This window comes from Pseudomonas citri (assembly GCF_025336485.1).
GTDB lineage: Bacteria > Pseudomonadota > Gammaproteobacteria > Pseudomonadales > Pseudomonadaceae > Aquipseudomonas > Aquipseudomonas citri.
On sequence record NZ_JAODAB010000008.1, the window covers coordinates 159,858 to 181,440 of the forward strand.

Genomic DNA, 21,583 nt, shown 5'->3' on the forward strand with positions numbered 1-21,583 from the left:
GGCGGGTTACTTTTGGCAAACGCCCCAAAAGTAACCAAAAGGTCTTCGCCCCACCACTCGGTGCCTCGCCTAGGCTCGGCATGCCTGAACGAAGGCATTGCTCCGCGGGCCCGCCGCGAAGGGCCATCCATGGCCCAGCGCGGCTACCTCGGCATCCATGCCGAGGTGCCCACTGCGCAATACCTTCGTTCAGCCATCGTGGTTGATGGGGCGCAAGATCAAGATCAAGATCAAGATCAAGATCAAAAGCGGAGCGGCTTGGTGGCCGCTGTTTTGAGCGGTTCTACATCCTTACAGCGCTGTGGCCTGCTGTGGGAGCAAAGCTTGCTCGCGATGGCGGTGGATCAGCTACACACACGCTGAGCGTGCCCTTGCTTTGCTTTGCTCTGCTTTTGACTTTGATCTAAACGCCCCATCAACCACGCTGGCCGAACGCAGGCATTGCGTAGTGGGCAACCCGGCATGGATGCCGGGTTAGCCGCGCTGGGCCATGGATGGCCCTTCGCGGCGGGCCCACGGAGCAATGCCGGAGTGAGGGAACACCTCGCCTTGGCGAGGTGCCGAGTGGTGGGGCACAGCGTTTTTGGTTACTTTTTTGGCGTTTGAAAAAAGTAACCCGCCGTAAGGGCGGAACCATAAGTGGCCGTGACCGCAGAAACGGATATACACACGCATATCAGCCAAAAAACCGGGAGCTCCACGGATGAACGTCCACCCGCTAAACCCTCATCCCCCCGTCCCAGCCCTCCCCCCAAAAGGCCTGATCGCCCTGATCGCCCCCGCCGGCCCCGCCCCCCTGGACACCGAAAAAGCCATCCAATGGATGCACGCAAGGGGTCACAGCCTACGGATATTCCCCGGCGTCTACGAAAAAAACGGCTACCTGGCCGGCAGCGACGAAGTACGCCTCAACGACCTGCACGCCGCCTTCGCCGACCCAGAAGTCAAAGCGATCATCTGCCTGCGCGGCGGCTACGGAACGCCGCGCTTGCTGGACCGCATCGATTACGACCTGCTACGACGCAATCCAAAGCCCTTCGTAGGCTACAGCGACATCACCGCCCTGCACCTGGCCATCAGCCGTTACGCAGGCTTCGTGACGTTCCACGGACCATTGCTCAACGCCGATCTCTTGGGCGACAAGCAACCCCCAACCGTCACCTCGTTTTTCAGCCTGTTGCAGGGTCAGTCGAAGGCCGGCAGTGTGCTGAGCCATCCTGCGACGTATCCCTTGACCACCGTTGAGCCGGGTATCGCCCACGGGCGCCTGCTGGGGGGCAATCTGTCGATGATTGCCGCGACCCTGGGCACGCCTTATCAGATCGACGCCGACGGCGTGGTCCTGTTCATCGAAGACATCAACGAGCCGCTGTACCGCATCGATCGCCTGCTGACCCAGCTACGACTGGCCGGCATCCTGGCGAAGTTACGGGGTGTACTGGTGGGCGATGTTGCCGGGGTGGACGTCGAGGCCTTGAACCGGTTGCTCAGGCAGACCTTCGAGGCGCTGCGGATTCCGGTGATGTCTGGCTGGCGCAGCGGGCATTGTGATCCGAACCTGACGTTGCCGATGGGGGCGTTGGTCAGGCTGGATGCGGAGGCTCAGACTTTGACGCTGGAGCAGGATGTGGTGGTCTAGGGACTTGTGAGTCAGCCATCGCGAGCTTGCTCGCGATGGCGGTAACCGTCATAGGACGAATCAGCGGTTACGCAAACCTTCCAGCAATTTGTGCGTCGGATACCCGTCCGCGGGCCAGCCGAACGACTGCTGGGCGCTGCGGATTGCCTTGCGGGTGTTGGCGCCGATGATGCCATCGGGGGTGCCGGCGTCGTAGTTGTGCTGGCCGAGCAGTGTCTGCAATTCGATGCGTTCGCTGCGGCTCAGCGGCAGGTCGTCCTTGGGCCACTGGCCATAAACCAGACCTTCTCCCGCGAAGCGTCCCGACAACAGCCCGACCGCCAAGGCGTAGGACGAGGAGTTGTTGTACTTGAGGATGGCGCGGAAGTTGTCGAACACCAGGAACGCCGGGCCACGGTAGCCGGCCGGTAGCAACAGGGCCGCGGACAACTGTCGATCACCCGGGGCAATCGGCATGCCGGCGTAAGTGGAAACTCCCAGTTTCATCCATTCGGAGACGGGTTTGCGGATCGTGCCGTCGGCCAGGGCGTAATCGAACCCCTCGGCGAGCTCCACCTCGAATCCCCATGGCTGGCCGCGTTGCCAGCCGGAGCTTTGCAGGTAGTGGGCGGTCGAGGCCAGGGCATCGGTGGAACTGCCCCAGATGTCACGGCGTCCGTCGCCGTCGAAATCCACCGCGTGGGTGTTGTACGTGGTGGGGATGAACTGGGTCTGGCCCATGGCGCCAGCCCAGGAACCGAGCATTTTTTCCGGCGAGATGTCGCCTTGTTGCAGGATTTGCAGCGCGGCGATCAGTTGCGCGTGGGCGAAACCCGGGCGCCGTCCTTCATAGGCCAGGGTCGCCAGCGAGTTGATCACCGACTTGGTGCCCTGGAACTGGCCGAAGTTGCTCTCCATGCCCCACACCGCCACCAGGGCCTGGCGGTCGACGCCATAACGCTGTTCGATGCTTTGCAGGACTTGGGCATTCTGTTGGATCAGGCTCTTGCCTTTGTTGACCCGCAGGGGCGACAGCGCGCCGTCGAGGTATTCCCAGACGGGCCGGGTGAATTCGGGCTGGCTGCGATCGGCCTTGATCACGCTCATGTCCGGGCTGACGCCGATAAAGGCGCGGTCGAACAGGTCGGCACGGATCCCGGCGGCCAGGGCTTCCTTGCGAAAGCCAGCCTGCCATTCGGCGAAGGTCTGGGTCGGTGCGATGTCCAGGTTCTCACCGGTTGGCACCACGGGTGGCACGGTGGCCGGAGCGGTCAGGGCTGGAACGGTCTGGAGCGGTTGGGCGTCGGCGGCGGTAGGCTTTTCGGCGCAGGCGACAAGCAGGGCGACGCTTGTGGCAGCAATCAATTGGCGCATGGGCCAACGACGGGAAAGACAAAAGGGCATGCACGGATCCAGAAAAACAAATCAGGTGCTGACCTTAACATGCGAAAGGGCCGTAGGGCTTGTCCGAGTGTTTCAGGCTGCCAGAAAGCAAGAAGCCTCCCAGTTGTCAGACTGGAAGGCTTCGCGGCGGTAGCTGCCCTTGCCCTTGGTGGGTCGTTCCTGGCGGCTGCGGAACAGGGGCTGGGCGATGATGGACTTGGCTTTGTTGGGGCCATGTTTGGATGGCTTTTTGCTCATGGTGGAGTATCTCCAGCGGTGGGGGTTGCGGGGCGAATCATGGGGCAGAGTTGGGGGGCTGTCCAGTCCCGGCAGGCCGGTGGAATGTGTACAGAGTTTGCGACCAGCGAGCTCTTGTGGCGAGGGAAGAGACATGGGTTATTCAGCCGGCAAGCTCAACCGCTGCCCGGCCATCAACAGCGACAATCGACTCAGGCTCATCCACGGTGAGCCGGCGGCCTGGCCCTTGATCTGCGCATCGATGCGCTGGGCTTCGAGCAGCAGTTGTGCCCAGCGCGATGCCGAGTAGCGTTGCAGGGCCTTGCTCATCAGCGGCTTGCGCTTGTCCCAGATCGGCGGACGGGCCTGGCTGAAGGCTTTGTCCAGTGGTACACCCTGGCTGTATTGCAGCGAGAGGTTGGCCAGCAGGCGCAGCTCCCGGGCCAGGGCCCAGAGGATCACCGGCGGTTCGACGCCTTCGCCCCGCAGGCCTTCGAGCATGCGCAGGGCGTGGGCGGCTTCGCCGTTGAGGATTGCGTCGGTCAGCCCGAAGACATCGAAGCGGGCGCTATCGGCCACGGCGGCCTGGACCGTTTCCACGGTCACTTGGCCACCCTCGGCCATCAGCTTGAGCTTTTCGATTTCCTGGGCTGCGGCCAGCAGGTTGCCTTCGACCCGCGCGGCAATCAGCTCCACCGCGTCCTGGCTGGCCGATAGGCCGGCCTGGGACAGGCGCTGGCGGATCCAGCTCGGCAACTGGCTGACTTCGACCGGCCAGATCTGCACGAACTGGGTCTGTTGGCCGTCGACCAGGGCCTTGCCCCATTTGGTTTTCTGCGCACTGCCATCGAGTTTCGGCAGGCTGATGAGCAGCACCGTGTCTTCGGCTGGCCGTGAGCAATACTCGATCAACGCGGCGGCGCCTTTGTCGCCGGGCTTGCCGGACGGTAAACGCAGCTCCAGCAGGCGCTTCTCGGCGAACAATGACATGCTCGCGCCGGCCTGCAGCAGCGTGCCCCAATCGAAATTGGCGTCGGCGGCGAACACCTGGCGTTCGTCGAAACCTTGCTGGCGAGCGGCGGCACGGATGGCGTCGGCGGCTTCCTGGCACAGCAACGGGTCATCGCCGCTGACTATGTAGACCGGCGCGAGGGCACCTTGCAGGTGTTTGCCGAGTTGGGCGGGAGCAAGCTTCATAAGAGAAGGCGAGCGGGGCGCCGGAGCGCCCCGCAAGGCTTATTCAGCCGGGATCTGCATCGGCGACTGTTGCGGGGTTTCCGCTTCAGCCTTGCGTGCCGCTTCCAGTGCATCGGCTTCGGCCTTGGCGCGGGCGTCGGCGGTCTGTTGCAGCTGTTCCAGCTGGGCCGGGCTCAGCTGTTGCAGGCGCAGCATCATGCGCTGGACAAGGTCACGACGCATTTCGCCGCGTACTTCGGTCGACTCCTGGTCGGAGCCGGTAATGTTGTTGCCGTCATGCAGGTAGACCTTCTGCACCTGCAATTTGTCGTCCAGCAGCACCAGGTTGTTCTGGCCGCGGATTTCATAGCTCAGCACGTTGTTCAGTTCGTACTCGGCCGAACGACCGGCACCGGCATAGCTCAGGCTGCGCTGGGTTTGCTGTTCACGGGTCAATACCAGCTTGTACGGTGCACCGCTGTAGACTTTCACACCGCTGTTTTCCAAGGTGTCGCGCAGCATTTTCACGGTATCGCCGTAGGCGTCCCGTGCGCTGAGGTCCAGCTCGGTGATGGCCAGCTCGGTGGTGCCGGTGCCGCGCAACTGGAAGCCGCAGGCGCTCAACAGGACCGCCAGGCCCACTACCAGCAGATTACGTTTGATCATCTTGTTGCTCCCCTTGAAACCCATGGGTCGATCATGCGACCCCACAGATTAGATTCGGCGCCCGGCCCTTGGCCAGGCGCCCGGTCCAATTAGCTTGCGACGATGTTGACCAGTTTGCCCGGCACGACGATCACTTTGCGAATCGTCAGGCCATCGACGAAGCGCAGTACGTTTTCATTGGCCCGCGCAGCGACTTCGATTTCTTCGCGTGTGGCGGCGGCTGGCATTTCGATCTGGCCGCGCAGCTTGCCGTTGACCTGGATGACCAGGGTCAGGCTGTCCTGTACCAGTGCGGCTTCGTCCACCACCGGCCAGCTGGCGTCGATCACCGGATCAGCGTGACCCAGTCGGTTCCACAACTCGTGGCTGATGTGCGGCGTGATCGGTGCCAACAGCAGCGTCACGGCTTCCAGGCCTTCATGGACCAGTGCGCGATCCTGCTCGGTGGCTTGCGCGGCTTTTTCCAGCACGTTCATCAGCGTCATCACTTGGGCGATGGCGGTGTTGAATTTGTGGTTCTGGCCGACGTCATGGCTGGCCTGCTTGATGGCCAGGTGGATCGCGCGGCGAATGGTTTTCTGCTCGTCGCTCAGGCTGGTGATGTCCAGTTTGCCCGGCAGGCCCTGGGTGACGTGGGCTTGCGCCAGGCGCCAGACGCGCTTGAGGAAGCGGTGCGAGCCCTCGACGCCCGAGTCCGACCACTCCGCGCTCATGTCGGGTGGCGAGGCGAACATCATGAACAGGCGGCAGGTGTCCGCGCCGAACTGGTCGATCATCGACTGTGGGTCGACGCCGTTGTTCTTCGACTTGGCCATCTTCTCGGTGCCGCCGATTTCCACCGGCAGGCCATCGGCGATCAGCTTGGCGCTGATGACCTTGGCCTTGCTGTCGCGTTCGAGTTCGACGTCGCTCGGGTTGAACCAGGTGTAGGCGCCGTTGGCTTCGCGACGATAGTACGTTTCGGCGATCACCATGCCTTGGGTCAGCAGGTTCTTGAACGGTTCGTTGGAGCTCACCAGGCCTTCGTCGCGCATCAGCTTGTGGAAGAAGCGCGCGTAGAGCAGGTGGAGAATGGCGTGTTCGATGCCGCCGATGTACTGATCCACCGGCAACCAGTGGTCGGCCGCGGATTTTTCCACCAGGCCGCCTTCATAGCGGGGCGAGGCGTAGCGGGCGTAGTACCACGAGGACTCGACGAAGGTGTCCATGGTGTCGGTTTCACGCTTGGCCGGTGCACCGCATTTCGGGCAGTTGCACTCGTAGAATTCCGGCATGCGCGCCAGGGGCGAGCCGGCGCCGTCGGGTACGACGTCTTCCGGCAGGACCACGGGCAACTGGTCTTCCGGCACCGGTACGTCGCCGCAGTTAGCGCAATGGATGATCGGGATCGGGCAGCCCCAGTAGCGCTGGCGGCTGATGCCCCAGTCGCGCAGGCGGAACTGGGTGCGCGAGGCGCCGAGGTTCTTCTTGATCAGGGCGACTTCGATGGCATCGAATGCACCAGCGAAGTCCAGGCCGTCGAACTCGCCGGAGTTGATCAGCTCGCCGTGTTCGCCGTAGGCGTCCTGCCACGGCGCTGGATTCTGATCGCCGGCGCTGGTGCGCACCACGGTCTTGACTGGCAGGTTGTACTTGTGAGCGAACTCGAAATCGCGTTCATCGTGGGCTGGCACGGCCATGACCGCGCCGTCGCCGTAGTGCATCAGCACATAGTTGGCGACCCAGACCGGGAGTTTTTCGCCGGTGAGCGGGTGTTCGACGAACAGCGAGGTTGGCAGGCCTTTCTTTTCCTGCGTGGCGACATCGGCTTCGGCGACGCTACCGCCCTTGCATTCGGCGATGAAAGCTTGCAGTTGCGGATTGTCGCGGGCCGCCAGGGTCGCCAGCGGGTGTTCGGCCGCCACGGCCACGTAGGTGGCCCCCATCAGCGTGTCCGGACGGGTGGTGAAGACCTTCAGGGCGCCGGCTTCGCCAATCGAGGCGACGTCGTAGGGGAACTGCACTTCCATGCCCCGGGACTTGCCGATCCAGTTGCGCTGCATGGTCTTGACCTGCTCGGGCCAGCCGGTCAGCTCGTCGAGGCTCTCCAACAGTTCATCCGCGTAGGCGGTGATCTTGAAGTAGTACATCGGGATCTCGCGCTTTTCGATCAGCGCGCCGGAGCGCCAGCCGCGACCGTCGATCACCTGCTCGTTGGCCAGTACGGTCTGGTCCACCGGGTCCCAGTTCACGGTGCCGTTCTTGCGGTAGATCACGCCTTTTTCGAACAGGCGGGTGAACAGCCACTGTTCCCAGCGGTAGTAGTCGGGCTTGCAGGTGGTCACTTCGCGGGACCAGTCCACCGCCAGGCCCAGGCTGCGCAGCTGGCTTTTCATGTAGGCGATGTTTTCGTAGGTCCACTTGGCGGGCGCTACGTTGTTCTTCATCGCGGCGTTTTCCGCCGGCATGCCGAAGGCGTCCCAACCCATGGGTTGCAGGACGTTCTTGCCTTGCATGCGCTGGTAGCGGGAGATCACGTCGCCGATGGTGTAGTTACGCACATGCCCCATGTGTAGCTTGCCGCTGGGGTAAGGGAACATCGACAGGCAGTAGTAAGTCTCCTTGCCTGGCTGTTCGCTGACTTCAAAGGACTTTTGCTCGTCCCAGAACGACTGGGCGGCGGCTTCGATTTCACGGGGCTGGTAGTGTTCGTGCATGGCTACTTTTGTACTGAATGGGGTGGCCCAATCCTCTTCGTGGCCCTGTTGGACGCAGACGACGCCGATCGTGGCGTTTTCGATGCCCAGCCAGGCTGGAATTGGAGTTACAGGAAGCGCCGTAGCATACATGACCGCGCTCTACCGAGGGAAACCCTGATTGCGTCGTGGTCATCCTCGACATCTGCCGACGGGCGGCGTTCAGGGCCGTTGGTCGCGGCGAGCTGCCGGTTTGCCCAGCGAAGCTAAGCTTCTCAATGGGGAGTGAGTCTTATCTTCAATGAGGTGAGGGATGGTTGAATCACAACGAAAAGTCGCTACACCGGAGTTGTATGAAAAACTGATCGATCGCCTCGGGATGGCCTTGGACGCCGCAAGAACCGCCGGTCGTTTGCGTGATGAGCGTCCGGCAGAGCTGGAACTGCGCGGCTTGAGCCCCGCAGAGTTCGAACTGGTCAAGGCTTACCTTGAGCAGGTCGGGCATCGAGCCCGCACAAGCGGGGCCCCGATACTCGAGCGTCTCGATACGCCCCGTTCGGCCAAGGTGGTCTGGCTCAACGAGCGGATATCCGATAAGAAAGCGGCCAAGCGCCGGTCGTTGCAATTCAAGTAAGGCCGGGTCCACGCGTGTCGCTGTTTTCGAATCGAGTTGTTTTCGAATTTGTTGTCGCTTTGCGCCAACCCACTTAGGCTTCGGGCATCTGTGGAGATGCCCGATGCCGTTTCGCTATTTCATCAAACAACTTTTATTACCGCCCGGCATTCTTTTGCTGCTGCTGGCGCTTGCCTGGTGGTGGCGCCATTCCCGGCCGCGCCTGGCTCGCCTGTGTTTTGGCGTGGGGCTGGGCGGGTTCTGGTTGATGAGCCTGCCGGTGGTGGTGCAATGGAGCGCCAAGGCGCTGGAGCGTGAGCCGCCGCTGGCGCGCAGTGAATGGGCAGGCTTGGCCCAGCGTGCCGATGCCATCGTGGTGTTGGGGGCCGGTCGCGAGCGTGGTGACCTGGCCTGGGGCGCCGACCAGCCCACCGGTGTGGGGCTTGAGCGCCAGCGATATGCGGCGCGGCTGGCCAAGGCTTCGGGCTTGCCCGTGCTGGCCACCGGCGGCTTGCACTACGGTACCCCGCCCAGCGAGGCCAGGCTGATGGCCGACTCGATGGACGAGGATTTCGGCGTCAACGTGCGCTGGCTGGAGGAGCGTAGCCGCACGACCTGGGAAAACGCCCGGATGAGCGCCGAGATCCTGCTGCCGGAAGGTATCAAGCGAGTCGTGGTCGTCACCCAGGCCTGGCACATGCCGCGGGCGGTCTTGAGCTTCGAGCGGGCCGGGTTTGAAGTGGTGCCTGCACCCGTGGGCTTCCTCGGGCCTGACAATGGCCGTCCGTTGGGTGGCTGGATGCCGGAGTTCAAGTCGATCTGGCAGTCAGGGCAGTTGATGAATGAGGCGGCAGGGTTGGTGGGGTATTGGTTGTTCTATCGCTGATTATGATTGCGGCGAATGAGGCCCATCCATGGGAAGACATCTATTGTGGCGAGGGGATAAATCCCCTCGCCACAGGACCGTGCAATCAGTCAAACGGTCCTGGCTATCCGACTCGCCATCAACGCCCAGCCCAGCAACAACCCGCACAGGATGATCAACGGCCACGATCGCCATTGCAGATAGGGCGTCAGGTCGTGCATCGGCACTACTTCGCCGTACAGGATGCCGCGTTCGAATTGCGGGATCTGTTGGGTGATCTGGCCGAACGGGTTGATCAGGCCGGTCACGCCGTTGTTGGTGGCGCGGATCATCCAGCGTCCGGCTTCGAGGGCGCGCATCTGGGCCATCTGCAGATGTTGCAACGGGCCGATGGAGGTGCCGAACCAGGTGTCGTTGCTGATGGTCAGCAGCAGGTCGCTGCGGGCCGAGAGGCTGGCGGCGAATTCCGGATAGACCACTTCATAGCAGATGAATGGGGCGATCTGGTAACCCTTGGCTTGCAGCAATGGCTGGTCGGCCGGGCCCCGGGCGAAATCCGACATGGGCAGGTCGAAGAACGCGATCAGGCCGCGCAAGATGTCCTGCAACGGCACGTATTCGCCGAACGGCACGAGTTTCTGCTTCAGGTACGTGCCGTCGCCTTCGCCGGTCACCGTGATACCGTTGAAGTAACGCTTCTCGTGGCGCACCAGTTGGCGGACCGGCACGCCGGTAATCAGGGCTGAGTGCCGATCGGCGGCGAAGCTGCCCATCATGTCCAGGTAGCCTTGGGCCGATTCCTTGAGCACTGGCACCGCGGTTTCCGGCCAGATCAGCAGATCCACGCGCTTGGAGGTAAAACTCATGTCGCGGTACAGCTCCAGTTGCGCGTTGAGCTGCGCCGGATCCCACTTCATGCTTTGTTCGATGTTGCCCTGGATCGCCGCGACGCTCAGCGGGTCGCCCGAGGGGCTGGTCCAGGCATGGCCCTTGAGCGCCATGCCAGCCACCCATGGGCCGACCAGCAATGCGATGCCAGCGGCGATAAAGCCTTTGCGCCCGCTGAGCAGCAGGCGGCGCGCGTTGTACAGCAGCGCGGCGGTCAGGGCCAGGGTGAAGGAGATCAGCCACATCCCGCCCAGCGGCGCGAGGCCGGCCAGCGGGCCGTCGAGTTGGCTGTAGCCGGAATAAAGCCACGGGAAACCGGTAAGGAACCAGCCGCGAAAAGCTTCCTGGCCCAGCCACAGGGCAGCGAAGGCCAAGGCGTCGGCCAATGGCGCCTCGTTGCGCCGCAACCAGCGCGCCCAGAGCCAGGCGGGCAGGGCGAAGAACCAGGCGATGGCGGCGATGAACAGCAACATCAAGAAGCCGGCCAGCAACATCGAAGCGCCGCCGAAGTTGTGGATGCTGACGTAGATCCAACTGGTGCCAGCGCCAAACAGACCAAAACCGAAGCACCAGCCACGGCCCAGGGCCTGGCGTGGCGAGAGCTCGCGCAGCCCGGCGTAGAACAGCCCGACCGCCAGCAATGCCAGCGGCCAGATGTTGAATGGCGCCAGGGCCAGGGTGGTGATGGCGCCGGCCGCCACGGCCAGCAGGTTACCGGGCCAGCCGGGACGGGTTATCCAGCGCATGTTTGTCCTTAACGGGTCTTGCAGGGGTTATCGGCCAATGGGAGACAGGCGTAGCAGATGAATCCGACGGCTGTCGGCATTCAGGATGCGGAAACGCCAGGCGCCGATCTCCGTGGTTTCGTTGCGCTTGGGCAGGTGTCCGAAAGCACTCATTACCAGGCCGCCGACCGTGTCGAACTCGTCGTCGGAGAACTCACTGTCGAAGAACTCGTTGAAGTTCTCGATCGGCGTCAGGGCCTTGATCAAAAAGTCGCCGCTAGGCAGTGGCTTGATGTAGCTGTCTTCTTCGACGTCGTGCTCGTCTTCGATGTCGCCAACGATCTGCTCCAGCACGTCCTCGATGGTCACCAGGCCGGCCACGCCGCCGTATTCGTCGATGACGATGGCCATGTGGTTGTGGTTGGCGCGAAATTCACGCAGCAGCACGTTCAGGCGCTTGGACTCGGGTACGAAGGTGGCTGGGCGCAGCAGGTCCTTGATGTTGAAGCTGTCGCCGTTCTCCTGGAGGATCAACGGCAGCAGGTCCTTGGCCAGCAGCACACCCATGACGTCGTCATGGCTCTCGCCGACGACCGGGTAACGCGAGTGAGCGGAGTCGACCACGGCGGGCAGGAATTCGCGTGGGGTCTGGGTCGCCTTGATGCTGACCATCTGCGAGCGCGGGACCATGATGTCGCGTACTTGCAGGTCGGCGACCTGGATGGCGCCTTCGACGATAGCCAGCGCTTCGCTGTCCAGCAGTTTGTTCTGGTGGGCGTCGCGCAGCAGTTCCAGGAGTTCCTGGCGGTTTTTCGGCTCATGGGCAAAAGCCTGGGTGAGCTTGCCCAGCCATGACTTCTGCCCGTTGCTCGATCGATCTTCGCTCATAGCGATTACTCTGAATCCTTTGTCGTTACAGGTTGATGTATCAATGTTCGTCGCCGGCGTAAGGGTCGGGATGACCCAACTCTGCAAGCAACGTTCGTTCCAGTGCTTCCATTTCCTCGGCTTCGTCGTCTTCTATATGGTCGTAACCCAGAAGATGCAAGCAGCCGTGAATCACCAGATGGGCCCAGTGGGCCTCGGCAGTCTTGCCTTGTTCGGCGGCTTCGCGCTCGACCACCGGGACGCAGATCACCAGGTCGCCCAGCAGCGGGATATCGAGCAGTTCGTCCGGCACGTCGGCGGGGAATGACAGCACATTGGTGGCGTAGTCTTTCTGGCGCCAGGTGTGGTTCAGTTCGCGGCCTTCGGGCTCGTCCACCAGGCGGATCGTCAGCTCTGAGTCGGCGCTGCGCTGGCGCAGGGCCAGTTCGCACCATTGGCGGAACCGGGCTTCGCTGGGGGCGGCGTGTTCGCTGGCCACTTGCAGGTCGAGTTCAAGCATCGTGGCTGTTGCCTTTGCCGGTGGATACTTCTTGCGCCGCGCGGGTCTCGAAGCGCTCGTAGGCTTCGACGATGCGCTGCACCAGCGGATGGCGCACCACGTCCTTGGGTTGGAAATGCGTGAAGCTGATGCCCGGCACTTCCTTGAGCACCTGAATCACATGGTGCAGCCCGGACTTGGTGCCACGGGGCAAGTCGACCTGGGTAATGTCCCCGGTGATGACGGCGGTGGAGCCGAAGCCGATCCGGGTCAGGAACATCTTCATCTGCTCAACGGTGGTGTTCTGGCTTTCATCGAGGATGATAAAGCTGTTGTTCAGGGTCCGACCACGCATGTAGGCCAGCGGCGCGACTTCGATGACCTGGCGTTCGATCAGCTTGGCGACGTGTTCGAAACCGAGCATTTCATACAGCGCGTCATAGAGTGGGCGCAGGTACGGGTCGATCTTCTGGGAGAGATCGCCGGGCAGGAAGCCGAGTTTTTCCCCGGCTTCGACCGCCGGACGCACCAGCAGGATGCGCCGCACCTGTTCGCGTTCCAGCGCATCGACGGCGCAGGCCACGGCCAGGTAGGTCTTGCCGGTACCGGCCGGGCCGATGCCGAAGTTGATGTCGTTGGCCAGGATTTCCTTCACGTAGCGCTGCTGATTCACGCCGCGCGGGCGGATCATGCCTTTTTTCGTACGCAGGGCCACGGCAGGTTCCGCGGGTGCGTGGTTGTCGAGTTCCTCGACGGCCGACTCTTGCAGGAACAGGTGGACCATGTCCGGCGACAGCTCGCTTCCCTTGGTTTCCCGATAGAGACGACGCAGCAGGTGTTCCGCGGAGGTGGTGTGCTTGGGTTCGCCGATCAGTTCGAACTGGTTTCCGCGGTTGCGGATCTCGATGGCCAGGCGCTCTTCGATCAAGCGCAGGTGCTCGTCGAATTGCCCGCACAGATTGGCGAAGCGGCGAGCCTCGAAGGGCTCGAGAATGAAACGATGGGGTTCGATGGGTGCGTTCAAGGTCGTTTTTAGCCGCCCAGGGGCAATTAAGATGAAATCAAGGATAACGCCAGTAGGCTGGGTGCGAAAGCTCTTAAGCAGCGCAATCTTGTGGGAGCAAGGCTTGCCCGCGATGAATGCAGTTCTGTTCCTCAAGAATTGAGGCGCCTGTATCGCGGGCAAGCCTTGCTCCCACAAGTCCTGCTTCCACAGGGAGCGGGGTTACTGGATGAGCGAGCCGCGCAGGGAGTGCGGCTGCGCGGAGTCGATGTGGACGTCGGCGAACTGGCCGATCAGGGCCGGGGTGTCGCAGCGGAAGTTGACGATGCGGTTGTTTTCGGTGCGCCCCTGCAATTCGCCCGGGTCTTTCTTCGAGTAGTCGGTTACCAGGATTCGCTGGACGGAACCGACCATTTGTCGGCTGATTTCGAAACCTTGCTGGTTGAGGCGATGTTGCAGCGCGTTGAGTCGCTCCTTCTTCACTTCCTCGGGGGTGTCATCCGCCAGGTCGGCCGCCGGGGTGCCGGGGCGCTGGCTGTAGACGAAGGAATAGGAGAAGTCGAAGCCCACGTCCTCGATCAGCTTCATGGTCTGCTGGAAATCTTTCTCGGTTTCGCCGGGGAAACCGACGATAAAGTCCGAGCTGATGCAGATCCCCGGCACCGCCGCCCGCAGCTTGCGCAGTTTGGATTTGTACTCCAGCGCGGTGTGGTTGCGCTTCATCGCCGCCAGGATCCGGTCGGAGCCCGATTGCACCGGCAAATGCAGGTGCTTGACCAGCTCGGGAACCTCGGCGTGGGCCTGGATCAGGCTGTCGGAGAATTCCAGTGGGTGCGAGGTGGTGTAGCGAATGCGGTCGATGCCATCCACCGCCGCCACGACGCGGATCAGTTCGGCGAGGTCCGCCAGGCGCCCGTCGTGGGTCAGGCCGCGATAGCCATTGACGTTCTGCCCCAGCAGCGTCACTTCGCGCACGCCGTTTTCCGCCAGGTGGATGATCTCGGCGATCACGTCGTCGAATGGCCGGCTGACTTCTTCACCGCGGGTGTAGGGCACTACGCAGAAGGTGCAGTACTTGCTGCAACCTTCCATGACCGATACGTAGGCGCTTGGGCCGTCGATGCGCGGTTCGGGCAGGTGGTCGAATTTCTCGATTTCGGGGAACGAAACATCCACTTGCGGCAGCTTGGTGACGCGCGCGGCGTCGATCATCTCAGGCAAGCGGTGCAAGGTCTGCGGGCCGAAGACCACGTCCACGTAGGGTGCGCGATCTCGGATGGCGGCGCCTTCCTGGCTGGCCACGCAGCCACCTACGGCGATGACCATTTCCGGGTTGGCCAGCTTCAGTTCGCGCCAGCGGCCCAGTTGGGAATACACCCGGTCCTGGGCGCGCTCGCGGATCGAGCAGGTGTTGAGCAGGATCACGTCCGCGTCTTCGGCACGGGCGGTGACTTCCAGGGCCTGGTGATCGCCCAGCAGGTCGACCATGCGCGAGCTGTCGTACTCGTTCATCTGGCAACCGTGGGTTTCGATGTAAAGCTTCTTGGCCATGGACGGGTCATCACGTGATTCAAAGAACCGCGCATTATAGGGAACAAGTACCGTAGTTCCTACCGTTGTGCGAGCAGTGGCTATGCTATAGTCCGCGCCCTCATTTTTAGCCGTCGATGCCTTTCGCCCGCCATGACCAAACGTGAAGCTCCAATCTACAAGGTGATTTTCCTCAATCAGGGCCAGGTGTTCGAAATGTACGCCAAGCAGATCTACCAGAGTGATCTGTGGGGTTTCCTAGAGGTGGAAGAGTTCGTCTTCGGCGAGCGCACGCAAGTGGTCGTCGACCCGAGCGAAGAAAAGCTCAAGGCGCAGTTCGAAGGTGTGGTGCGCAGTTTCGTGCCGATGCATTCGATCGTGCGCATCGACGAGGTGGAGCGCCTGGGCGTGGCGAAAATCAGTGAAGCCCGTGGTGCGGGTGGCAATGTCATGCCGTTTCCGATGCCGATGCCTGAGAAGTAAGACTTGGCCCTGGGCAATACCAGTTTGTAAGGTCGGGCACAGTCTTGTGACGAGGGGCCTCAGGGCAGGGGCGAGAAAGGCGTGCGCCCGTCGGCGTTCTGCAATTCCATCAGGTATTTGCGAAAGATCTGTCCCAGTACCTGGGTGGCGACTTCCAGTTCGTCGCGAGGCATCTGTTCGGCGACTTCGTCGGCGGTGTCCAGGGCATCTTCGGCGCCGTTGACCGCCGCCATTTTCAGGACGATATAGGCCTGGACGTTATTGGCCGGTACGCCTTCGCCATGGAAGAACATGCCGCCAAGCTTGAATTGCGCCTGGGCGTGGCCTTGCAAGGAGGCTTTTTCGAAATAGTTGAGGGCTTGCTTGAGGTCACGCGGCGCAGCCTTGCCTTCGTAGTAGAACTCACCCAACTCGTATTGTGCTTGTGCATCACCCGCATCTGCCGCTTTTCGACAGGCGTCGAGTGCCGGTGCGAGATCTTGTGGCTGGGTATTGAGCGTGCAACGGCCCAGTGCCGGGATCAACAACGAGTTGCCGCCTGCCTGCGCATTCGCGAGCAGCGGCTGAAGGAGCAACAGGCAGCCCAGGGCAAGGGTGCGGCCGGTGCGGTTCATGGGAATCGACTTACCTCTGAGGGGCGCGCGGACCCTCCGGGGGATCCAATAAGCGCGCATTATGAAATAAGCAGGGCCATCCTTACAAAGTCTTTACTCGTTTTTCTGTTGCGAAGGAGCCCCAACAGCCGCTTTGCAGAGAAATACGTAGGAAAAGGGTGGGAGGTTGTCAGCTATCGCTGACGCTGGTGTCAGCCAGCGTCAGTTATCCACAGGCTTATTTCAGTGCAGCGAAGGCCCGTTCGGCCGCGTCGAGGGTGATCTTCAGCTCGGTCTCGCCGTGGGCGATGGAGGTGAAGCCGGCTTCGAACGCACTCGGCGCCAGGTACACGCCCCCTTCGAGCATCAGGTGGAAGAAGCGCTTGAAGCGGTCGGCATCGCTGGCCATCACGTCTTCGAAGGTGACGATGTCATCGGCGCCGCTGAAATACAGGCCGAACATGCCGCCGGCCTGGGTGGTGACGAATGGAATACCGGCCGCGTCGGCATGAAGCTGCAAACCGTCGAGCAGGCGGGTGGTGTAGTCGGTCAGTTCGGCGTGGAAGCCTGGGCGGCTGATCAGGCGCAGGGTCGTCAAACCGGCGGCCATGGCCAGCGGGTTGCCCGACAAGGTGCCAGCCTGGTAGACCGGGCCCAGCGGTGCGATGCATTCCATGATGGCGCGCTTGCCGCCGAAACAGCCGACCGGCATGCCGCCGCCGATGATCTTGCCGAAAGTGCTCAGGTCCGGCGTGACGCCGTAATGGGCCTGGGCGCCACCGAGCGCCACGCGAAAACCGGTCATCACTTCGTCGAAGATCAGCACCACGCCGTGCTGGTCGCACAGGCTACGCAGGCCTTCGAGAAAGCCCGGGGCCGGTGGTACGCAGTTCATGTTGCCGGCTACGGGCTCGACGATGATGCAGGCCACTTCCTGGCCGACTTCGCCAAGCATCTTCTCGACTGCTTCCAGGTCGTTGAACGGCAGGGTCAGGGTGTGCTTGGCGAACGCGGCCGGTACGCCGGCCGAGCTCGGCACGCCTTGGGTCAAGGCGCCGGAGCCGGCCTTGACCAGCAGGCTGTCGGAGTGACCGTGGTAGCAGCCTTCGAACTTGATGATGCTGTCGCGACCGGTGTAGCCCCGCGCCAGGCGGATCGCGCTCATGGTCGCCTCGGTGCCGGAGCTGACCATGCGCACCATTTCCATCGACGGCACGATCGAGCAGACCAGGTCGGCCATCTCGGTTTCCATGGCGGTTGGCGCGCCGTAGGACAGGCCGTGCTGCAACTGGTTGCGCACCGCTTCCAGCACGTCCGGATGGCTGTGGCCGAGGATCATCGGGCCCCACGAGCCGACGTAGTCGACGTAGCGCTTGTCGTCCTCGTCGGTCACGTAGGCGCCTTCGGCGTGCTTGAAGAACAGCGGGGTGCCGCCCACGCTCTTGAACGCACGGACAGGAGAGTTCACGCCGCCGGGGATGTGTTTCTGGGCGTTGGCAAACAGGGTTTCGGAACGGGACATGGTTGGGCTCTCGAAAACGAAAAAGGGATTACTGGATCTGCAACAGATCGTTGAAGGCACGGGCACGGCGTGTCACTTCGGCAGTGCTGTCGGCGCCGAACAGGCCATGGACCACGGCCAGCAGGTCGACGCCGTGGGCGACCAGCGCCGGGGCGTTGTCCAGGGTGATGCCGCCAATGGCGCACACCGGTATGTGCAGTTTGATACGTGCCTGTTCGAGCAGTTCAAGGTTTGCACTGGGGGCGCCGGGCTTGGTGTTGGAGTTGAAAAACCGGCCGAACGCGACGTAGCTGGCGCCTTCGGCGTTGGCCTGTTCGGCCAGTTCCAGGCTGGCATGGCAGGTCGAACCGATGATCGCCTTGGACCCGAGCAGCGCACGCACGGGCGCCAGCGGGCCGTCGGTCTGGCCCAGGTGGACGCCGACGCCCAGGCGCGCGGCCAGTTCGGCGTCGTCGTTGATGATCAATTGGGTCTTGTAGCGCTCGCACAGGCTGCGCAGCGCTTCGGCCTCGCGCAGGCGACGGGGCTCGTCGCTGCTTTTGTCGCGGTATTGCAGCAGGGTGACGCCACCCTCCAGCGCGGCTTCGACATAGGCGAGAAACTTGCCGGCCAGCAACTGGCTGTCGGTGATGGCGTAAAGGCCACGTAATTTCATGCCACAGGCCTCCGGTGTAATGAATTGGAACGTTACGAGCAGAAATCCAGCGGCAGGCGACGTGGTACGAACTGGCCTTTGCCCAGTTGCTCGGCGTCGCGCAGGGTTCGCCAGGTGTAGTCCAGTGCGGTCTTGACCGCGCTGGCCAGTTGCTCGCCCTGGGCCAGTCGACCGGCCAATGCGCTGGCCAGGGTGCAGCCGGAACCGTGGTAGCTGCCGGGCAGGCGCTGGCAGGTGAACGTTTCCCGGCGACCGTCGCGGCTGTACAGCCGATTGTGGACTTCATGCTCATCGCCATGGCCACCGGTGATCAGCAGGTGCTTGACGAAGGGCAGCAGTTTTTCAGCGCATTCGTCGGCGCTGCCCTCGGGCAACTCGGCGAGAATGCGTGCCTCGGGCAGGTTGGGGGTGGCGATGATCGCCAGGGGCAGCAAGCGTTCGCGCATGGCGTAGCCGACTTCATCCTTGCCCAGGCGTCCACCACCGCCCGCGCGCAGCACCGGGTCGCAGACCATGGGCAGGTGCGGGTGCGCCTGGAGCAGCTCGACCACCGTGTCGACCATTTCCAGCGAGCCGAGCATCCCCAGCTTGACTGCCGCGACCTGGGCGTCGTTCAACACCGCATTGGCTTGGGCCAGGACCCATTCCCGATCGAGTACGCGGAAATCGCTGACGTTGACCGTGTCTTGCACGGTCAAGGCGGTCACGGCCGGGGCAGCATGGCAGCCCTGGGCGAGCAGGGCTTCGATATCGGCCTGCAAACCGGCGCCGCCACTGGGATCGTGGCCGGAGAGGCAGAGAACAACGGGGCGAGAGCTGTAGGTATTCATGGTGCGCGAGCTTACCACCAAACGCCTTTGATCGGCGCGTACCTCTGATGGGGGAAATTCATGCGATGACGGGATTCACTGGTGAGCTGGGTATCAGAGGAACGTAACCTGACCGAAGCAACAGCTCTAGCTCAATGGTTTGCTCTGAAATGCCCGTTCTAGAGCCTTTTGTAGGAAAAAATTCAATGGTGCAAATTGGCCATCAACGGCTATGCTAGGGATGGATCCAACCAATAACAGGTCATGCCGGTGTTACGTCTACTCAGGGAATGGGGGGCTTCCTGATTCAACCGGACAAGCCGCGCTGGGGCTAAAATGCGTTATTTGCTGATGTTGTTGATGTGTTTGTCGCCCTTGGCGGGCGCCCTCGAGTTCGATGAGTTCACCCAAAGCCTGCCCTTGGGCCATGCCTTGCAAGTGTTCGAAGATGCAAGCGGCACGGCCACCCTCGACGACATCCTGGCCCTGTCGACGACCCCTGCCTTCAAGCCCCATGACAAAGCCACGCTGAACGCCGGTTACTCGCGATCGGTGTTCTGGCTGAAAATCGATTTGCATTACCGCCCCGGCAATCCGGATGCCCAGCGCACCTGGCTACTGGAGCTGGCGTATCCGCCGTTGGACCATCTCGACCTGTACCAGCCTGACGCCGCAGGCGCCTATCGCCTGGTTCGCCAGACCGGGGACGCGTTGCCGTTCGCCAGCCGCGAGATTCGCCAGAACAACTACCTGTTCAGCCTGGATTTCAAACCAGACCAACGCCAGACCCTGTACCTGCGATTGCAGAGCCAGGGCTCTATCCAGGCGCCGCTGACGCTGTGGTCCAGCACCGCTTATCTGGAGCAACAGCCGTTGCGCCTGTATATGCTGGGGATCATCTATGGCGTGCTGCTGGGGATGCTGGTCTACAACTTGTTCATTTACCTGAGCGTGCGCGACACCAGCTACCTCTATTACATCTTCTACATTGCCTCGTTCGGCCTGTATCAGTTATCGGTCAATGGCGCGGCGGTGGAGTATTTCTGGCCGGACAACCCTTGGTGGGCCAACGCCGCGACGCCGTTCTTCATCGGCTGCGCGGGCCTGTTCGGCAGCCAGTTTGCCTGCCGCTTCCTGCAAACCGCCCAGCACAGCCGTTGGCTCGACCGCCTGCTGCTGGCCTTGATCGCCTACAGCGCGACGGTGGTGGGTCTGTCGCTGATGACCAGCTATGCCTTGGCGTTGCGCCTGGCGACGGTGTTGGCACTGGTCTTCTCGGTGGTGATTTTTGCCGCGGGGCTGTTGGCCTGGTGGCGCGGCTTGCGGGTGGCGCGTTATTTCATCATTGCCTGGTCGGCGTTCTTGCTGGGGGGCGTCGTCAATACGCTGATGGTGCTCGGTTATCTGCCGAACGTGTTCTTGACCATGTACGCCAGCCAGATTGGCTCGGCCCTCGAGGTCGCGTTGTTGTCCTTGGCCCTGGCCGACCGCATCAATGCCATGCGCGAACAGCAGGCCCAGACCCTGTTCGACGCCGGGCAGAAGCTGGAAATGCTCAACCAGCAGCTGGCCCACGGCAACAAGCTCAAGGATGAATTTCTCGCCACCCTGACCCACGAGTTGCGTACGCCGATGAATGGCGTGATCGGCTCGCTGGAACTGATGGAAACCGTCGAGCTGGACGAGGAACTGACCCAGTATCAGCGGACCGCTGCCGGTTCGGCACGGGACATGATGCGCATGGTCAATGGCATCCTTACCCTCACCGAGTTGCAGGCCGGCAAGCTCAAGGTCTACCAGGCGCCCTTCAGCCTGCGCGGGGTGATCGATGGGTTGCAGGTGCAGTTTGCCGCCAATGCGGCGGCCAAGGGGCTGGATTTCAAGGTGGACATCGCCCCAGGCCTGGCGGATCGGTTGCTTGGAGACAGTGGCAAACTGGCCCAATGCCTGGAGTGCCTTCTGGATAACGCCATTAAGTTCACCCGGGTCGGCGGCCTCGCGTTGCGAGTCAGTGGCAGGCCGACGGAGCTCGATCGGTTGGCCTTGTCGTTCGCGGTGATCGACACCGGCATCGGTTTCACGGATCTGGGGGAGGCGACCTTGTATCAGCACTTCTTCCAGCTCGACGGTTCGATGACCCGCGAATACGGTGGTCTCGGTGTGGGCCTGGCGATCTGTCGGCAACTGGTGGAACTGCTGGGCGGGCGCCTGACCCATACCTCCGAGCCCGGCCGTGGCAGCCGTTTTCAGCTGGATGTCGAATTTGATGTTGCGCTGTCGGCGCAAGCGCCTTCGGCGTTTTCCTGCAACCCGCGCCCGGGCTCGCGGCAGCCCGAGGATTGCACGGTGCTGTTGGCCGATGGCGATGCGATCGATCAGCTGGTGATGCGCGGTATGTTGCTCAAGCTGGGTTACCGGGTGCGCACCGCCGACAGTGGCCGCGCAGCACTGGATTTGTTGCAGGACGAGCGCTTTGACGTAGTGCTGCTCGATTGCCAGGTATCGCTGGACGGCGTCTCGGTCTGCTGTCAGATCCACGCGCTGTCCGGCTATGAAAAGTTGCCGGTCGTGGTGTTCGGTCCGAACCTGGCGCATCAGCATGGTCCGTCGGGTGCGTTGATCGAATACTTGGGCAAGCCGGTCAAGTTCGAGGCGTTGCAGGCGATTCTGCAACGGCGGGTGCTGTGTCCCAGGCAGGGTGAAAGCGCCGGTATTTAGGCGGGTATGACACTTTGTTCGGCCTGGAGGCGGTGCTTAACTGAATCTCTGCTGGCCG

20 protein-coding genes are annotated in these 21,583 nt (G+C 62.4%); 6 read left to right on the forward strand and 14 right to left on the reverse strand.

Going from position 1 to position 21,583, the window contains the following annotated elements; genetic code table 11:
* The first annotated feature begins 129 nt into the window (after window positions 1-129).
* Both N4Q37_RS12065 and N4Q37_RS12070 read left to right on the forward strand, forming a co-directional pair.
* On the forward strand, window positions 130-363 hold the full coding sequence (locus N4Q37_RS12065; RefSeq protein WP_260958213.1) for a hypothetical protein: 234 nt from the start codon (window positions 130-132) through the stop codon (window positions 361-363).
* A gap of 340 nt (window positions 364-703) precedes the next feature.
* Window positions 704-1,639 (forward strand): S66 peptidase family protein, encoded by a 936-nt coding sequence (locus N4Q37_RS12070; RefSeq protein ID WP_260958214.1) that lies wholly within the window; start codon window positions 704-706, stop codon window positions 1,637-1,639.
* A 60-nt stretch (window positions 1,640-1,699) separates the two neighbouring features.
* Here N4Q37_RS12070 and N4Q37_RS12075 read toward each other — a convergent pair whose 3' ends face one another.
* The 5 genes from N4Q37_RS12075 to leuS all read right to left on the reverse strand — a co-directional run bounded on the left by N4Q37_RS12075 (window position 1,700) and on the right by leuS (window position 7,776).
* Window positions 1,700-3,022: a lytic murein transglycosylase gene (locus tag N4Q37_RS12075; protein ID WP_260958216.1), complete on the reverse strand. Its 1,323-nt coding sequence runs from the start codon at window positions 3,020-3,022 to the stop codon at window positions 1,700-1,702.
* A gap of 72 nt (window positions 3,023-3,094) precedes the next feature.
* On the reverse strand, window positions 3,095-3,259 hold the full coding sequence (arfA, locus tag N4Q37_RS12080) for an alternative ribosome rescue factor ArfA (RefSeq protein ID WP_260958219.1): 165 nt from the start codon (window positions 3,257-3,259) through the stop codon (window positions 3,095-3,097).
* A gap of 138 nt (window positions 3,260-3,397) precedes the next feature.
* On the reverse strand, window positions 3,398-4,435 hold the full coding sequence (gene holA / locus N4Q37_RS12085; protein ID WP_260958221.1) for a DNA polymerase III subunit delta: 1,038 nt from the start codon (window positions 4,433-4,435) through the stop codon (window positions 3,398-3,400).
* Between the two features lie 39 nt (window positions 4,436-4,474).
* Window positions 4,475-5,080, reverse strand: a complete 606-nt coding sequence (locus tag N4Q37_RS12090) for an LPS-assembly lipoprotein LptE (protein ID WP_260958222.1) — start codon at window positions 5,078-5,080, stop codon at window positions 4,475-4,477.
* Window positions 5,081-5,169: 89 nt separating this feature from the next.
* Window positions 5,170-7,776, reverse strand: coding sequence for a leucine--tRNA ligase (gene leuS / locus N4Q37_RS12095; RefSeq protein ID WP_260958225.1), 2,607 nt, complete (start codon window positions 7,774-7,776; stop codon window positions 5,170-5,172).
* 292 nt (window positions 7,777-8,068) lie between these two features.
* On the opposite strand from leuS, the gene N4Q37_RS12100 reads away from it, so the two are divergent.
* Together N4Q37_RS12100 and N4Q37_RS12105 are read left to right on the forward strand one after the other, a co-directional pair.
* Window positions 8,069-8,389, forward strand: a complete 321-nt coding sequence (locus tag N4Q37_RS12100) for a hypothetical protein (protein WP_260958227.1) — start codon at window positions 8,069-8,071, stop codon at window positions 8,387-8,389.
* Between the two features lie 103 nt (window positions 8,390-8,492).
* Window positions 8,493-9,254 carry a YdcF family protein gene (locus N4Q37_RS12105; protein ID WP_260958229.1) on the forward strand — a complete coding sequence of 254 codons (762 nt, stop codon included), beginning with the start codon at window positions 8,493-8,495 and terminating at the stop codon, window positions 9,252-9,254.
* An 89-nt stretch (window positions 9,255-9,343) separates the two neighbouring features.
* Here N4Q37_RS12105 and lnt read toward each other — a convergent pair whose 3' ends face one another.
* The 5 genes from lnt to miaB form a co-directional block, all read right to left on the reverse strand.
* Window positions 9,344-10,867 (reverse strand): apolipoprotein N-acyltransferase, encoded by a 1,524-nt coding sequence (gene lnt, locus N4Q37_RS12110; protein WP_260958231.1) that lies wholly within the window; start codon window positions 10,865-10,867, stop codon window positions 9,344-9,346.
* A gap of 27 nt (window positions 10,868-10,894) precedes the next feature.
* A complete protein-coding gene (locus tag N4Q37_RS12115; RefSeq protein WP_260958234.1) occupies window positions 10,895-11,734 on the reverse strand; it encodes an HlyC/CorC family transporter in 840 nt (279 codons plus the stop codon).
* 40 nt (window positions 11,735-11,774) lie between these two features.
* Window positions 11,775-12,233 carry an rRNA maturation RNase YbeY gene (gene ybeY, locus N4Q37_RS12120; RefSeq protein ID WP_260958236.1) on the reverse strand — a complete coding sequence of 153 codons (459 nt, stop codon included), beginning with the start codon at window positions 12,231-12,233 and terminating at the stop codon, window positions 11,775-11,777.
* Window positions 12,226-13,236, reverse strand: coding sequence for a PhoH family protein (locus N4Q37_RS12125; RefSeq protein ID WP_260958237.1), 1,011 nt, complete (start codon window positions 13,234-13,236; stop codon window positions 12,226-12,228). The genes ybeY and N4Q37_RS12125 overlap by 8 nt, the downstream gene beginning before the upstream one ends.
* A 201-nt stretch (window positions 13,237-13,437) precedes the next feature.
* Entirely contained in the window at window positions 13,438-14,766 is a 1,329-nt protein-coding gene (gene miaB, locus N4Q37_RS12130) for a tRNA (N6-isopentenyl adenosine(37)-C2)-methylthiotransferase MiaB (RefSeq protein ID WP_260958238.1), read from the reverse strand.
* A gap of 132 nt (window positions 14,767-14,898) precedes the next feature.
* Between miaB and N4Q37_RS12135 the strand changes: the two genes are divergently transcribed.
* Window positions 14,899-15,228: a DUF1820 family protein gene (locus N4Q37_RS12135; protein ID WP_260958239.1), complete on the forward strand. Its 330-nt coding sequence runs from the start codon at window positions 14,899-14,901 to the stop codon at window positions 15,226-15,228.
* A gap of 59 nt (window positions 15,229-15,287) precedes the next feature.
* Here the strand turns inward: N4Q37_RS12135 and N4Q37_RS12140 are convergent, their stop codons facing one another.
* The 4 genes from N4Q37_RS12140 to N4Q37_RS12155 form a co-directional block, all read right to left on the reverse strand.
* Entirely contained in the window at window positions 15,288-15,842 is a 555-nt protein-coding gene (locus tag N4Q37_RS12140; RefSeq protein ID WP_260958240.1) for a tetratricopeptide repeat protein, read from the reverse strand.
* Between the two features lie 217 nt (window positions 15,843-16,059).
* On the reverse strand, window positions 16,060-17,343 hold the full coding sequence (gene hemL / locus N4Q37_RS12145; RefSeq protein ID WP_260958241.1) for a glutamate-1-semialdehyde 2,1-aminomutase: 1,284 nt from the start codon (window positions 17,341-17,343) through the stop codon (window positions 16,060-16,062).
* 28 nt (window positions 17,344-17,371) lie between these two features.
* Window positions 17,372-17,998 (reverse strand): thiamine phosphate synthase, encoded by a 627-nt coding sequence (gene thiE, locus N4Q37_RS12150; RefSeq protein ID WP_260958242.1) that lies wholly within the window; start codon window positions 17,996-17,998, stop codon window positions 17,372-17,374.
* Window positions 17,999-18,030: 32 nt separating this feature from the next.
* Window positions 18,031-18,828, reverse strand: a complete 798-nt coding sequence (locus tag N4Q37_RS12155) for a hydroxymethylpyrimidine/phosphomethylpyrimidine kinase (RefSeq protein ID WP_260958243.1) — start codon at window positions 18,826-18,828, stop codon at window positions 18,031-18,033.
* Between the two features lie 315 nt (window positions 18,829-19,143).
* On the opposite strand from N4Q37_RS12155, the gene N4Q37_RS12160 reads away from it, so the two are divergent.
* Entirely contained in the window at window positions 19,144-21,525 is a 2,382-nt protein-coding gene (locus N4Q37_RS12160) for a hybrid sensor histidine kinase/response regulator (RefSeq protein WP_260958244.1), read from the forward strand.
* The last annotated feature ends 58 nt before the right edge of the window (window positions 21,526-21,583 follow it).